This window comes from Acinetobacter sp. ESBL14 (assembly GCF_036668815.1).
Taxonomy (GTDB): domain Bacteria; phylum Pseudomonadota; class Gammaproteobacteria; order Pseudomonadales; family Moraxellaceae; genus Acinetobacter; species Acinetobacter gyllenbergii.
The window spans coordinates 383,504-396,990 of sequence record NZ_JAZEVS010000001.1 but is presented as its reverse complement, the minus strand read 5'-3'; the positions used below and the strand labels follow the sequence as shown (position 1 = coordinate 396,990).

At 32.8% G+C, this 13,487-nt stretch carries 13 protein-coding genes and 2 pseudogenes; all 15 read right to left on the bottom strand.

The window, feature by feature from the left end; translation table 11 throughout:
• Nucleotides 1-2: 2 nt before the first annotated feature.
• A complete protein-coding gene (locus V6E90_RS01940; RefSeq protein ID WP_065342581.1) occupies nucleotides 3-185 on the bottom strand; it encodes a hypothetical protein in 183 nt (60 codons plus the stop codon).
• 14 nt (nucleotides 186-199) lie between these two features.
• On the bottom strand, nucleotides 200-331 hold the full coding sequence (locus V6E90_RS01935) for a hypothetical protein (RefSeq protein WP_332604357.1): 132 nt from the start codon (nucleotides 329-331) through the stop codon (nucleotides 200-202).
• Nucleotides 332-343: 12 nt separating this feature from the next.
• Entirely contained in the window at nucleotides 344-610 is a 267-nt protein-coding gene (locus V6E90_RS01930; RefSeq protein ID WP_228704156.1) for a hypothetical protein, read from the bottom strand.
• Nucleotides 611-737: 127 nt separating this feature from the next.
• Nucleotides 738-1,028 carry a hypothetical protein gene (locus V6E90_RS01925; RefSeq protein WP_332604356.1) on the bottom strand — a complete coding sequence of 97 codons (291 nt, stop codon included), beginning with the start codon at nucleotides 1,026-1,028 and terminating at the stop codon, nucleotides 738-740.
• A gap of 56 nt (nucleotides 1,029-1,084) precedes the next feature.
• A complete protein-coding gene (locus V6E90_RS01920) occupies nucleotides 1,085-1,450 on the bottom strand; it encodes a hypothetical protein (RefSeq protein ID WP_332604355.1) in 366 nt (121 codons plus the stop codon).
• 342 nt (nucleotides 1,451-1,792) lie between these two features.
• Nucleotides 1,793-2,428 (bottom strand): hypothetical protein, encoded by a 636-nt coding sequence (locus V6E90_RS01915; RefSeq protein ID WP_332604354.1) that lies wholly within the window; start codon nucleotides 2,426-2,428, stop codon nucleotides 1,793-1,795.
• Between the two features lie 360 nt (nucleotides 2,429-2,788).
• Nucleotides 2,789-3,073 (bottom strand): hypothetical protein, encoded by a 285-nt coding sequence (locus V6E90_RS01910; protein WP_332604353.1) that lies wholly within the window; start codon nucleotides 3,071-3,073, stop codon nucleotides 2,789-2,791.
• Nucleotides 3,074-3,437: 364 nt separating this feature from the next.
• A pseudogene (locus V6E90_RS01905) lies at nucleotides 3,438-4,190 on the bottom strand (RHS repeat domain-containing protein); the annotation flags it as partial.
• Between the two features lie 31 nt (nucleotides 4,191-4,221).
• On the bottom strand, nucleotides 4,222-4,638 hold the full coding sequence (locus V6E90_RS01900) for a hypothetical protein (RefSeq protein WP_332604352.1): 417 nt from the start codon (nucleotides 4,636-4,638) through the stop codon (nucleotides 4,222-4,224).
• Between the two features lie 164 nt (nucleotides 4,639-4,802).
• On the bottom strand, nucleotides 4,803-5,471 hold the full coding sequence (locus V6E90_RS01895; protein ID WP_332604351.1) for a hypothetical protein: 669 nt from the start codon (nucleotides 5,469-5,471) through the stop codon (nucleotides 4,803-4,805).
• Between the two features lie 10 nt (nucleotides 5,472-5,481).
• Nucleotides 5,482-6,137: pseudogene (locus V6E90_RS01890) on the bottom strand (AHH domain-containing protein); the annotation flags it as partial.
• A gap of 125 nt (nucleotides 6,138-6,262) precedes the next feature.
• Entirely contained in the window at nucleotides 6,263-6,784 is a 522-nt protein-coding gene (locus V6E90_RS01885; RefSeq protein ID WP_332604350.1) for a hypothetical protein, read from the bottom strand.
• 574 nt (nucleotides 6,785-7,358) lie between these two features.
• Nucleotides 7,359-7,718, bottom strand: a complete 360-nt coding sequence (locus tag V6E90_RS01880; protein WP_332604349.1) for a hypothetical protein — start codon at nucleotides 7,716-7,718, stop codon at nucleotides 7,359-7,361.
• A gap of 298 nt (nucleotides 7,719-8,016) precedes the next feature.
• On the bottom strand, nucleotides 8,017-8,544 hold the full coding sequence (locus tag V6E90_RS01875) for a hypothetical protein (RefSeq protein WP_016660702.1): 528 nt from the start codon (nucleotides 8,542-8,544) through the stop codon (nucleotides 8,017-8,019).
• 15 nt (nucleotides 8,545-8,559) lie between these two features.
• On the bottom strand, nucleotides 8,560-13,485 hold the full coding sequence (locus tag V6E90_RS01870; protein ID WP_332604348.1) for an RHS repeat-associated core domain-containing protein: 4,926 nt from the start codon (nucleotides 13,483-13,485) through the stop codon (nucleotides 8,560-8,562).
• Nucleotides 13,486-13,487 lie beyond the last annotated feature (2 nt).

Sequence of the window (13,487 nt, the reverse complement as noted above, 5' to 3'; positions counted from 1 at the left end):
TTTTAAACCTTCCATTTCTCACCTCGAACATAACTTAAAAAATCATCCATATTAGTGGTAGGTTCATTTTTAAATTTTACAATAGAATTAGGTGAACAATATCCTATGATTGTTGTTTGTAACTCACCCAAATAATCGAATTGATCTTGTAATTTTATATTTTTTTGAATCATACTTTCTTCCATCAAAAAAAATTCATTTAAAGATTTATAAACTTCATTTCTCGTCCCCCTTCATTAATGTAGTCAGTTAATACATTATCAACATCCTCATCACTACCATTATTTTCTAACAGCTGAACTATTTTATTTTTAAAATTTAATACACTCATATTTACTTCTAATCAAGCAATATCAATAACATTCAAACTATAAGAAGTATTGAAAAAGACAACCTTATTCCACGCACCATCGTCATTAAAGCCCTCTAACTCAACCTTATCATCAGAGATATTTACAACCTGAATTAAAGTAAATAAATCTTTACCTTTATTTATTTCAAGTAAATCAAGTTGTTTGTATTCTTCAATACTACTATCATACATTTCAACATTGAATGAAGTCCAATTAAAAAAATCAACTCTACATTTTCCACATATTGTTTTAAACATATATCATAAACTGCTGAAAATAAAATATAAAACTTATCACCATAAATCTTTATACTTTTTATATCCATATCTGCAGTTTCAATTTGTTCCAGCTTCATAAAAAAACTTAACCATAACTAGACTAGCTTTACTCTTCATATCGACAAAAAACCCAACCTTTATATGAAAGCAACTTGCCTATTGGCTTTTCTGACTTTTCTAAAGAATTTTTTTGTTTTAAAAACTGTGGATAAGCTGCCATTATTTCTGTAACAGCAATATCAATTATTTCATAATCTTCATCTTTGGGTTCAACATCTAAATACACATAAACAAATATAGTTTCATCATTAAAGTCGAATGCTACTGCTCTTACATTATTTGCAATAGCACCTAAAAAGCTTGTAAACACTACTAACTTCAGATTGTTAATATTCATTTCAAGAAAACTTAATCATAAATAAAATCTTTAAAAAATTTAGAAAAATATCATCTTCATATATTTTTTATTATTAAATCCTCAATTATTTCTTCGTATGCTTCTTTGATTTCACTTATATTACTACTCTTCCCTATCATGAGCAGCCTATCTATTAAATCCTTACTCTCAAATCTAACCAACAACTCATACAAATAATTAAATGTATAGTAATCATAAAAATATTTACTTCCAGAGTTTTCAACAAAGCCAACTAAAATACGATCAACTTCATTCTTATAAAAATTTACTATTTCTTCATTTAGTATTGTATTAACTATCACTCTTTCCTCATCACTACCATCAATAGAAATATTTAAAATACACTCCATCAAACTTATATTAGAATCATGCAGTGTAAAACTATCCCTAATAAGAGTCAAAATAGAACATCTTACGTCTTTACTTTCATTGTTTAAAAAGAAAGATAATTATCATAAGTTAATCTATTCGCTAATATTTTCGAATTTTCATAATACTTTCCAATTCTGTGCGAAAACATAGAATAACCTTCAGAAATAACATTACCATCACCATTTAAAATTGCATATTGAAGCTCACTGTATTCACATATATTTTTATCAATTAAATGCAGAATTCCCTTCTCGTCGACCTCCACTACAATCCTCCTCAAAATAACAAAGAATTTATTTTTTAATTAACCAATAATTAAATAGCCGTATTTATAAAAAATTGTCTAAAAAGAAATTAAAAACAGTAAAAAATCAACTTAAACTTTTAACCACCATCACCTCATTCCGATCGACCATCAAATACTTTGCATAAAAATCAATCCCTAGCACCTTTCCTGTTCCATTCAAATATTCCTTTTTAATTAGAAACTCATCAACCCTGTTAACTAGGTTACAATTATCCAAGAAATTCTCAGGGAAATTAAGATATAGATTTCCGTAATAATTATTTACAAAATCCAAAGGAAACACATATTTAACCTTATCACCAACCAGTTTATCTGAAAAAAAACAAAAACCAGAAAAACCACTTCTGAATAAATTTAGGTTTTCATCAAAAAAATCCTTATACTTTGAAACATCATAATAATAAAGACTCTTACCAATATAAAACTTTTCACTGTAAAATTTACTTTTATTGTAATTCAAATATTTATTTTGACCAAAAGCACCTTTAAAATCCAAAATTTTTTCCAAAAAATCAAAATCACTAATTCTTACAGAATAATTAACTAAAAAATTTTCTTTCAAAAAATATTTATTAATTTCTAAATCAAAAAAATTAAACAAATCACCCTTTTCACCAATAATAATAACTCCAGAGTTATTTCTAAAATTATCGGGTATATCGATAAAATCTGGAACAGTATCAAAATAAAACCTTAACATCTATGATCATCTCCACCATATTTATTTGTAGACCTAGCATTCGCTATCATAGGTTAAAAGATCTTTACCATTACAAGGATCTGTTTTTTAGGACATGGAGAAGTTTTCTTAGAAGTACTTCCACTTCCCGTGGTTTTATCGCTTTTTCTTTTCATTAATCCTCTCGGAGCTTCCCATTCCACTGGATTCGGGGCATAAGCATTTTATTCCCTATAAGATCTTTAGAAAATTGCAAGCTATCTTCTACTAAATCTCAATTAAGCAGACTTTCCACATTATTCAAATATTCTCTTTAACTTAAAAACTTCTTAATCAACTTATTTAAAAGAAAAGCTAAAAATTAAAAAATATTAACAACTTTCAAGAATTCAGACTTTTTACAAAAAAATACTCATCACTATTTTCTTTTAAAACAGAATAATGGCCAACAAAATAATCCATAGTATCTGTTAATATTGCATACTGTATTGAATCCTGATCTAAATCCTCAGTTAGCAACAGAAGAGCCTTATATAAATCATCTTTTCTAATAGAATTAACATTCTTTACTTTAATTAAGAAATTAAAAAATTTTTTTAAGTCATCATAATTATCTAGTTTTCCTAGATATTTTCCAACTTTATCTTTTACATTAAGAATTTCCACAAGGCACCCACTGATCTTTTGTATTAGCTAAAGCTTTTTCATAATCTTCTTGACTCATATTAGTATTTTTTCTTTCAATACTAATATGATTTTGATGATCATTAACTGCTTTAAGACCATGTTTATCTAAATCATTCGATTCAATAGAAAAGGTCTTAGCTCCTTTCATCGTACCACCATCTTGTACAGGTTTTCTATGAGGAGGTAGGCTATCAATAGTGGTAGCACCAGACATCCCCCCCTCTCCAGGCCTTACTCCTAATGAGTTTGCAGCATTTTGTGTATTTGTTGTTGGCCCAGAATAAACTATTGGCTTACCTTCTGCATCTACCTTCATACCACGGTATACATTTCCATTATACTGTTCATCCGTTAACCCTAAAGGATCAATCCAACTTACAGGGTTTGGCGCGTAAGCATAAACGTTGTTACCACCCAACAACCCAATCGGATCTTTAGAGATAAAACGTCCTACATATGGCGAATAATATCGATAACGGTTGTAATGTAAACCTGTTTCTTCATCAAAATACTGACCTTGGAAACGGATATTATTGGTGACGATTTCTGAATTTTCAAAAAAGTTAGATGCGGACTTTGCCGATACGCGCTCACCCCATGCCTTATATTCAGCTTTCCAGACCATTTGACCTTGAGCATCACTCATCTCCTGAGGCGTGCCCAAATGATCACAATGATAAAAACAAATATCATTTAAAGATTTTGCTGGGGCGGTCTTACGCCATAAAGGATCTTTGGCAATATGATAAGGCTGATCTGTCCAATCAGGTGTTTGTACAAGCTCAATCGGTTCACGATAGATTGCTTGCAATAGAGGGACAAAACTATCCTTCTCATACACATAATGCTTGGTGATCTGATCATTGGATTCAAAGGCCAAAGTATTGCCATCCCAGCCATAAATCACATTCTGCTCTTCACCTGTATGATGCTGCTTACTACGTTTCTGAATACGTCGTCCTAAAGCATCATAACGATACTCTGCGGTGTATTCTGCATTACGGCATTCGATCAATCGTCCAAAAACACCCAACTCAAGGTACAAGTCCCCTTTAGATGACTTTTGACGTACCAATTAATCATAAGCATCGTACTGAACAAATTTACACTCCATTCACAGATAACATTTAATATTCAAGTATTAAAGATATATCTCCCTGCTTGGGATCATAAGTTAATTCAACTTTATTCCATTTCGTTTTATCTTGCTTCAAAGCAACTCTCGCAGGATGAATAACAATAAAATCTTCATCATTAAATTTATACTTCTTCTTAAATCTTTTTAAAATTTTTGAGTGAAGTAAATTAGCATCAAAGAACTCAGGCGTATTAAATAAAATATAAATAGTTCTTCCTTGTTCACTAAGAATTTCCACACATACATTATCACTCAAATAGATAAGGCTATCTAAATCATCTTTATTTACTAAATTAGACCTAATTGTTCCTCGGTCATTTTCAACATCAAAATCAAGAAAAAAATTCCCAACCCTTAAAACCCTTTGGTCAATTAAAACATCTAAATTCAATTCATTACCTCTCACACCCAATAATTCTCCCAGTAGAAACTAAGTTCATTTTATCTGAGTTTTCGATAAAGTATTGCGTTCCGCCTCCTGCACCTAAATGAGGATTAGCAGCTGTTCTACCTTTAGCCACACACGTATCTTTAGTAACAGTAAAGCGTCAGGCTTATGAATTTAGTCTATCAGATGGGCCATATAAATTCATTTACCTCACTTTCCTCTAAGAGCATAAAACTAAAATCACCAGAATCTCTCCATTTTGCAGTAGTAACATCTTCAACTCTTATACCTTTGTAATTAATTCTATCAATTTCACTTTTAACAGTTTCATTTATAAAAAAAGTATCTTGTGCTGAGTCAATTTTATTTATCTTAAATATATTTACACTTACTTCTTCCAACAAATGAGGTTCTTCCAAAACCAAGAAATCTCCATCCAACCTATACACAGATTTATTTAAATCAAAAACATCACTATAATTTAAAAATTCGTTAAACCTAAAAATATAATAATCATTATTATCAATTTTATCCAACTGACTGGAAACCAGTTCAACTTCAAAGAAATCAACATTAATATAATTTTGCAAAATTTCTTTAAAAAAACTATCTACAACATAAATATCAGCATTGATATTTCTAAAAGAAATTTTAGTATTTTTATTTTTTAATACTAAAACACCATGTCTTGGTAGTTCACAGTTTTTGCTAGTTTTATAGCTATACCATGGAAGAGAACCATACTCAAATTCAGAATCAATCTGCTCTTTATGATTATATAGAACAGCTTCCTCAGAAAGTGAAATTGGACAGATGTCACTCTGTGTAGCACTTAAAACATAATAATTCATATTATTAAACCTAACTTAATCTAATTGGTTTAGACCCTAGTACTGATAAAGCAAGTCTCATACTTTTTTGTAATTTCGCAACTTGATACCTAGCTTGTGAAGCAGTTATTTTTTATCTCCAAACTCTCTTTCAATCTGTGTTAGCTTTTGATTAATTGCTGCTGAATATAGTGGATGCGATCCGCAATGATATAATTTACGTTTCATCTGTTTCGCTTTAGCTTCACTATCTAGCATTAATACCCCATTTTCAGCTTTAACTCTATTCCCACCAATACCAATATCATCTAGGAAGCCCTTAGGTTTAGCCCAAATTTCCTCAGGAATAATATGATGTGCCTGTAATTGGATTTTTAACAAACATATACGTATTATTTCCCCCTAACAGCTCAATCGGCCTTTACTTATCATAAAACGAGTAATAACCATTGTAATGCAACAAGCCTGTTTTTTGATCATTGCGCTTCCGACAGAGCAATGCTCTGTCTTTACTCATGCACCTTGAAAACGAATGTTATTACTGATGATTTCTGAATTTTCAAAGAAATTTGATTTAGCCTTCTCAGCCTTACACTCACCCCACGCCTTATACTCCGCCTTCCAAATGATCGTACTAGACTGATCACTCATTTCCTGTGACGTGCCTAAATGATCATAATGGTAGAATCAGATGGCCTCAAAGCCTCGGCTTTTTTTGTGGCTTTCCACAATAAATTATCCAATATAAAGAAGCTCAATGACTTATCACTGAGCTTTGTATAATTTAAAACATATGGGTTCAGTCTTTCAGTTTATTCATTTGAAAATACTATTAAACGGCCTTCGGGGTATTTCCCCTCCCATCCACATGGCCAGCCTCCTGCTAAGTAGACTGCAAGTACTTCATTAAAAAAATTATTATTTAGTTTTGTATAGTCATTAAAAATAATCTTTGTAAAATCATCATAAATGCTATCAATTAAGTATGGGATAGCTTCATTTAACTTCGGATCATGAATAACTCTTTCATTCATTTTTTTTCCTACGAAGTTAAAAATTTTAGTTGTTAAACCATCAATATCATTATTTTTCTCCATATACAACTCATCCATATTTACAATTTCATCTGATCTAACCACATCCCACTCTTGAAGCTCTACTTGCCCATAGCTTTCTATTCGAAAATTAAAAATGTTATCCGCTAATATCGGATCATTAATCTTGAGGTATTCGAAGTTTAATTTTGATTCATTTAATGGATTTTCCAAAAAACCACCATTTTCTAAAAAATTTATAATTAATGAATTAACATTTTCTTCTAATTGCTTAGTCATTTTAAGCTCCTCTTGCTGCATTTTTAATTGCACTATTAATAGAGCTATTGCTTTTTCACGACAACAATTGCTTCCATCCACTCTTTAGAATGTGGAGTTAATCGTTTCAGCTCAAATGCTTTATTGGGCATCTGCTTTATACTCCCAATAAAACACTTATTCAAACCTAATACATCGATCCATTGTGTAGAACTTGGAGCATATTGATAGGAATCAATGCCACCATCTAACCCAATAGAATCACGACTAACGAATCATCCCATATACGGCTAATAATAACGATAGAAATTGTGATGTAATCCTATTTCTTAGTCGAAACATTGACCTTGAATTAGAACTAGCAATAAAAAAAACCAGTATTTTAACTGGTTTTTTTATTTATATAAAATCAATTTTTATTGTAATATGCGATCACTTCCTCTTCAAGAGGTGATACTTTAAATTTTACAGACATAAAACATTGAACCAAAATATTCAAATTAATCAGCAACCCTTTCCCAAATTGCAAAACCTTGCCACCCACCTGTAATAATTTTTTTCGTATCAAAACAATATAACAAATAATCCTCATTATCTAAAAAATTTGATTTTTTATAATTAAATCTAAAAAAACAACATCAAATAAAATAGCGTTTTTCTTATTATAAAATAAAAAAAACAATTTATTATCATCAGAAAACCACTTTAAATCATCTAATGCTTTTTCAAAATCAGTGTAATTCCTATATTTTTCACTTAAAATCAAATCATTATCAAAATGAATTACTTTATTTTCATTTTTAGAAATATAATTCTCCCAAATTGACTCGCTAGGTATAACATCAAAAAATTGAATAGAATTCAAAATATGTTTATCAACATTTGATGATTTTAGATCCTGATATATTATATACAATCTTTCTTTAGATAGGTTATACAATTCTTCTTTATTCATTTTATTCACCTTTCCTTAACGGAGGTACTGCACCTTTACTATCAAAGAAAATATGTCCCTTACCACAATTATTTGAACTTTTAGCATTTTTACTAAAATCTTTCCATTTTAGTAAAGGCTGCTTACCTACGTGGAGCTTATTTTGAGATAACGTAAAGCATTAATGGTGAATTGAGCTGATTTTTAAAATATATAGCATAAAATTTATGCTTCCACCTGTTTAGACAGAAGCATTGTTGAGTTTATTGTATTTATAAATAGCTAAACGAAAGTAAATAGACTTACACCTGTGATCATCTTATTCATAAAAAAACTCTATAAAATATTCTATATCTTCAACGGCCGCTTGTATTTCCAAATTCGCCCTAACTTCTTTAATAAATCCTTCAACATACCCACCACTATCTTTTCTAGGATTTAAATTATATTTATTAATAATTAGCTCTTGAATTAAATTAATTGCCTCTAAGAAACCATATATATTTTTTGAAATAATATGAAGTGTGTCACCTGCAATGCATGCTCCAACTTTTCCAGATTCATTCTCAATATAAACAATATTAGTATCATGCTGTGTTAAAAACACTGTACTATCTCTATCGAATATATCACTAAACATATACTGAATTTCTTGAATAGAATCACTTCCTAGAAAATCATTAATATTTCCTCCAATATCAATATTGAAATCACATTCAGGAATAGAATTTTTATAAATTAAAAATTGATCATTATCTGGCTCACTTTTCTTAATCAAAAATGATGATTCACCATATATCTTTTGATTATTTATACTAATTTTTTCCAATAAATTGATAAGATTCATATCTATTCCTAAAAATTAAATTTTACAGCCTTTGTTAAACTGATTAATCATCGTTTCGCGATCAATTAGTCTTCCACGCGATACATTTGTGGTACTTCCTCTATGACCTTGATTTGAATGAAAATGCTCATTATATGCATTTGGCATAGGGCTACTATTTGGATGCTTTGGGTTTTCTAAGAATACAATATTTCTTGGGTCACCTTTCCAATTTTCTCCTAATGCTCCATTATTTTTTACACTATTGATATGATGTCCTGTATAACCTAAATTTGACATTACCGAAGACAACTTTCCTTTTCCACTTCCACTAGGTGTACGTAATATTGCACTTAATTCAGTTGCACTCCAATCTCTTGTTCCACTACCTGTTGTTTGGATCAACTGCTTTTCTAAGGCCCATGCCCTATCAATTGCATCCTGTCTACTTCCAGCCATTGGAGTGACTTTATCAGGCTTATATCTCACTAAGTTACAAGGTGCCAATCCATATGGATCTATCCACTGTACTGGGTTAGCAGTATATGCATAAATATTTATACCACCAAGCAACCCTATGGGATCTTTACTAACAAACCGCCCCACATAAGGTGAATAATAACGATGCCTATTGTAATGCAGCCCAGTTTCTTCATCAAAATACTGCCCTTGAAAACGAATGTTATTACTGATGATTTCTGAGTTTTCAAAGAAATTGGATTTAGCCTTCTCAGTCTTACACTCACCCCACGCCTTATACTCCGCCTTCCAAATGACAGCACCAGAGTCATCACTCATTTCTTGTGGTGTACCTAAATGATCACAATGGTAGAACCAGATAGCATCAAAGTCTCGGCTTTGTTTCATCGTTTTCCACAAGGGATCTTTGTAGACACTATACTGCTGATCTGTCCAATCTGGGGTTTGATGCAATTCTATCGGACTTGAATACACCGCTTGTAACATCGGCACAAAGCTGTCTTTTTCGTAAATGTAGTGTTTAGTTGCTTGCTCTGTCGATTCATAGGCAAGTGTATCGCCATCCCAACCATAGATGATGTTATGTTCATCCCCTGTATGATGCTGCTTACTACGTTTTTGGATACGACGACCTAACGCATCGTAGCGATACTCTGCAGTAAATTGGTTGTTTCGACTCTTGATCATTCGTCCGTAAACATCCCATTCAAGGTTTAAATCACCCTGACTGGATTTTTGTCGAATCAATTGCCCATATGCATCATACTGGTATTGTTGGTCTAAGTATTCCTTTACAACATTGTTGACGAGTCGGTTATAACCATAGCCTTTTTGTTCCGCTATATGTTGATGGCTTTTGGCTTTATCATCGTTGTAACGATTAATAATATTGCTGGCAGGGTCAAAACTAAAGGTTTCTTTACCGAGTTTACTACTGGCTTCAAGTAAGCGTCCAACAGGGTCATATTTATATGCAATGTTGCCACGACGTGTATCTTTGATCGCTGTCAGCTCACCTGTTTTATCGTATTGATATAGTCGTTGTACCAATTGGCTAGTTTGTTGTAGTGCATTGTTCTTTTCTTGGTTTGGGACTTTGTATTGGTTTTGGTAACCATTGTCATGCTCATTGAGCATGATTTGGCTGTGTAATCGCCCTGCTAAGTCAAACTGTTGCTCTTGGCTAACCCCATTTGCATAGTGGCGAACAACTTCACGATGTAGGTCATCTCGCTCAAAACTCACTAAATCCTGTCCATTCACAATCAGGCTTTGTACATGACCTGTACCATAGGTCAGCCAATCTATATTTTGTCCATCAGGGCGTATGGTTTTGATTCGATCATTGATTTCATCATAACTATGCTTCCATACCGCTGTCTTATGCGTTTTATAATCCTGTTGGTGTTCTTTGATTACATTGCCAGCAGCATCGTAGAACCACTGTAAATTACTCTCGGCATTTTTTGCTTGTATGAGATTACCTAAATAATCATAAGCAAATTCTTCGGTTTGTTTTGCTTCAAGCTCTAAACCATCGTGACCATAGCCTGCTGTTCGTTGTTCCAAACGTCCCATACTGTCAAAAATGAATTGTTGAATTCGATCTTTGGGTGCTGCACGATCTTTCAGATCTTGCCCATAGGCAGATGCAACTTCAATACTTGTAGTCAAACGACCATTCAATTCATCGTATTGATAAAGAGTTTCTTTAGCATCAAAATCGATTTCTTTAACTAAGCGCCCGCCTGCATCATAAATGAATTCGTAGTTTGCACCATTTTCATTAGTTAATCGCTTTAAACGGCTTAAACGATCCCATTGATATTTTAAAGTATGATTTAAAGCATCTGTGCGTTTGCTAATTAATCCAGCTGCATCATATTCATATTTCGTGATGTGTTGCTTCGGATCTATATGAGCAAGCAATCGTCCTTCAGCATCATGCACAAAATGTTCTATAGAACCATCAGCATGCTTAATTTTTTCTAATTGCCCAAAGGCATTTAAGGCTAAACCGTTGATCAAAGGTTCACGTTTTTCTGTAGTCAATTCAGTGTAGAAATATTCAACTTTTTGTTTTAATGCATTTTCAACAGACTTAACTCGTCCTCGCTCATCATATTGCCATTGGGTTACTTTGCCTGAACAATCGGTATAACTCAGTAAATTGCCTTGATCATCATATTCTAAAGCTTTACGTCCGCCTTTAGCATCAGTGATATTGGTCACTAACCCCATTGCGTTATAGGCATAGGCTGTTTCATGTTTTAGTGGATCAATTTCTTTGATTAAATTACCCGAACCGTCGTATTGTTTAAACCAGCGACCTTGCTCTGCATCGACCATCCCAATCAAATTATCTTTGTCATCATATTCAAAGTAAGTTGTTGCACCATCTGCTTGCGTTGTCGTAAGGACATTACCTCGTTCATCATAGCTATAAACTGTTTCTGTGCCATCTGTAGCCACATGTGAGGTAATATTTTTTGCATCGTCCCTAAAAAACCATTCCTGTAAATTATCTGGATAAATAATACGATAGGTATAGCCTGTAATGCCGTAGTAATGTTCGGTCACATTACCATCTATATCAGTTACGGTAGTAACACGTACATTCTCATCCCACTCAAGTTTTCTTGCCGAACTATAATCATCCGCCCACTCTTCAATAGCCTTTGAACTTGGTAATTTTCCATCCCATTTCAAATTCATACCACGTTTTGTCAAGTCTGTATAACGAGTAAGAAGATGGTGTTGGTAGGTATATTGGTAAGAAGCACCAAATTCATTGGTTGCTTGGATCAGATCAGCTTGATCATTGTATAGATATGCAGATAACTGACGTTCTAATTGCCCATCCTTCACCAACCATATTTCATCAACCAATTTGTTTTGATTCAGCTTTAAAGCAAGGTGCGCTAAGATATTTTGCTCTTGTTTAAATATAATATCGGATAAATAGCTTTCATCATCAATGCGATGATCATAACGTAAACCTACGCTAAATCCATTTTGGCGCTCTATAGAAACTAGTCTAAATTCATTTTTATATTTTTGGTAATAACGAGATTCATTTGAACCAAATGTAATTGCACGAATATCATCAGAAACTACTGTATAGGTAAAAGTTTCAATTTCATCGTAAAAGCTTTGCCCAACCTTTAATTCACGTAGCTTGATAGGACGACCATCTATTCCAATATACTCCCAACCTTTCAGTTCAATATTTTGTTTTGGTTCTTTTTCATTATATTGACTACATTGTACAATTTTACTGCTAAATGGCGTGGTCCAACGTGCGCCAAATATGGATTGGTCATACTGATATAGGTTCGAAATATAAGAACGAGCCAGTGGCTCAACCACTAATGGATGAATCAGTGCATCATCATGCGTTAAAAACTCAGTTCCCATTGCAAATGAGATAGAACCGCCTGTTCCACCCTTACAGTTTTTACATTTATTGGCATTGTTAGTTGCAGGATGTTCATCCCTAGATTTTTCTAATTTATTATTGTTCTTTGCATTTTTTGCCTGCGTTGTCTGTGTGTTTTTCACTTGAGTTGACTTCGTCTTTCTGAATCGAGAAGCGCCTAATCTCAATATCTCAAATAACCATCCTATTGTTTGCGGTTCAGCTTTATTTCCGAGTTTTCTGATTTTGGCATTGGCAGTCACACCTACTTTACTGATTGTTGCACCCACATTTAAAACGGGCTGTTTTAAATGTGGCGGAACAAGCATTGAAACGACTTTAGCATTGTTATTTACATTAGTTTTAAACAGTGCCTTACCCCAGTTTTCAGTCATATAAACTAAGTTTTTACCTGCTCGGACAAGATCTCCACTTTTTAATCCTTTAGCAACTCCTGCAGCTTGTTGTTGTGCCCGTGTCGCATTTGCACCAGCATTGGTAAACACTTTACCCTGTGTCACCACACGAACAATTCCTCCATTAATTTCAGTAGTTGCTCCTTGAATGGTATTTCCACATGATCCTAAAATAGAGTTGAGTTGCGTCAAACCCGATGCACAAAATTTTTCAATATTCCCTGCAACTTGATCATTTAAATGTTTACCAATAACAGTAATTACCGCTTCAGCTAACGCAGCTTTTCCAACCCTCTTTACTTCCTGGCGTACTAAAAACAATGCAGGTCGAGCTGAGGTACGAATTGCTGTTGTACCTGGTACAGGAGCAACACCTATTAAATCAATACCTACAGTTGTCCAATCAAAAACATCAGCATTCTGATAACCTTTTTCATAAATTTGGAAAATGTCTGTAACTACATCAATTGCAGCCATAACATTCCCAATAATCGGTACAGTCCCTAATACATTGCTAACTAAGTTCAAACCAACGAGTTGGTGAGTATGGTCTAGTAACCACTTATCAATTTTTTGCTTTGAATTATTGATATCTTTAATAGATACTTCATTGAGGGGTTTTACAACTTCTGTTTTTGGTTGAGCCATTG

Excerpts from the sequence above, each read along its gene's own strand:
- V6E90_RS01940 (WP_065342581.1), bottom strand. The coding sequence starts at position 185 with ATGGAAGAAAGTATGATTCAAAAAAATATAAAATTACAAGATCAATTC.
- V6E90_RS01935 (WP_332604357.1), bottom strand. The coding sequence starts at position 331 with ATGAGTGTATTAAATTTTAAAAATAAAATAGTTCAGCTGTTAGAAAAT.
- V6E90_RS01930 (WP_228704156.1), bottom strand. The coding sequence starts at position 610 with ATGTTTAAAACAATATGTGGAAAATGTAGAGTTGATTTTTTTAATTGG.
- V6E90_RS01925 (WP_332604356.1), bottom strand. The coding sequence starts at position 1,028 with ATGAATATTAACAATCTGAAGTTAGTAGTGTTTACAAGCTTTTTAGGT.
- V6E90_RS01915 (WP_332604354.1), bottom strand. The coding sequence starts at position 2,428 with ATGTTAAGGTTTTATTTTGATACTGTTCCAGATTTTATCGATATACCC.
- V6E90_RS01895 (WP_332604351.1), bottom strand. The coding sequence starts at position 5,471 with ATGAATTATTATGTTTTAAGTGCTACACAGAGTGACATCTGTCCAATT.
- V6E90_RS01885 (WP_332604350.1), bottom strand. The coding sequence starts at position 6,784 with ATGACTAAGCAATTAGAAGAAAATGTTAATTCATTAATTATAAATTTT.
- V6E90_RS01880 (WP_332604349.1), bottom strand. The coding sequence starts at position 7,718 with ATGAATAAAGAAGAATTGTATAACCTATCTAAAGAAAGATTGTATATA.
- V6E90_RS01875 (WP_016660702.1), bottom strand. The coding sequence starts at position 8,544 with ATGAATCTTATCAATTTATTGGAAAAAATTAGTATAAATAATCAAAAG.
- V6E90_RS01870 (WP_332604348.1), bottom strand. The coding sequence starts at position 13,485 with ATGGCTCAACCAAAAACAGAAGTTGTAAAACCCCTCAATGAAGTATCT.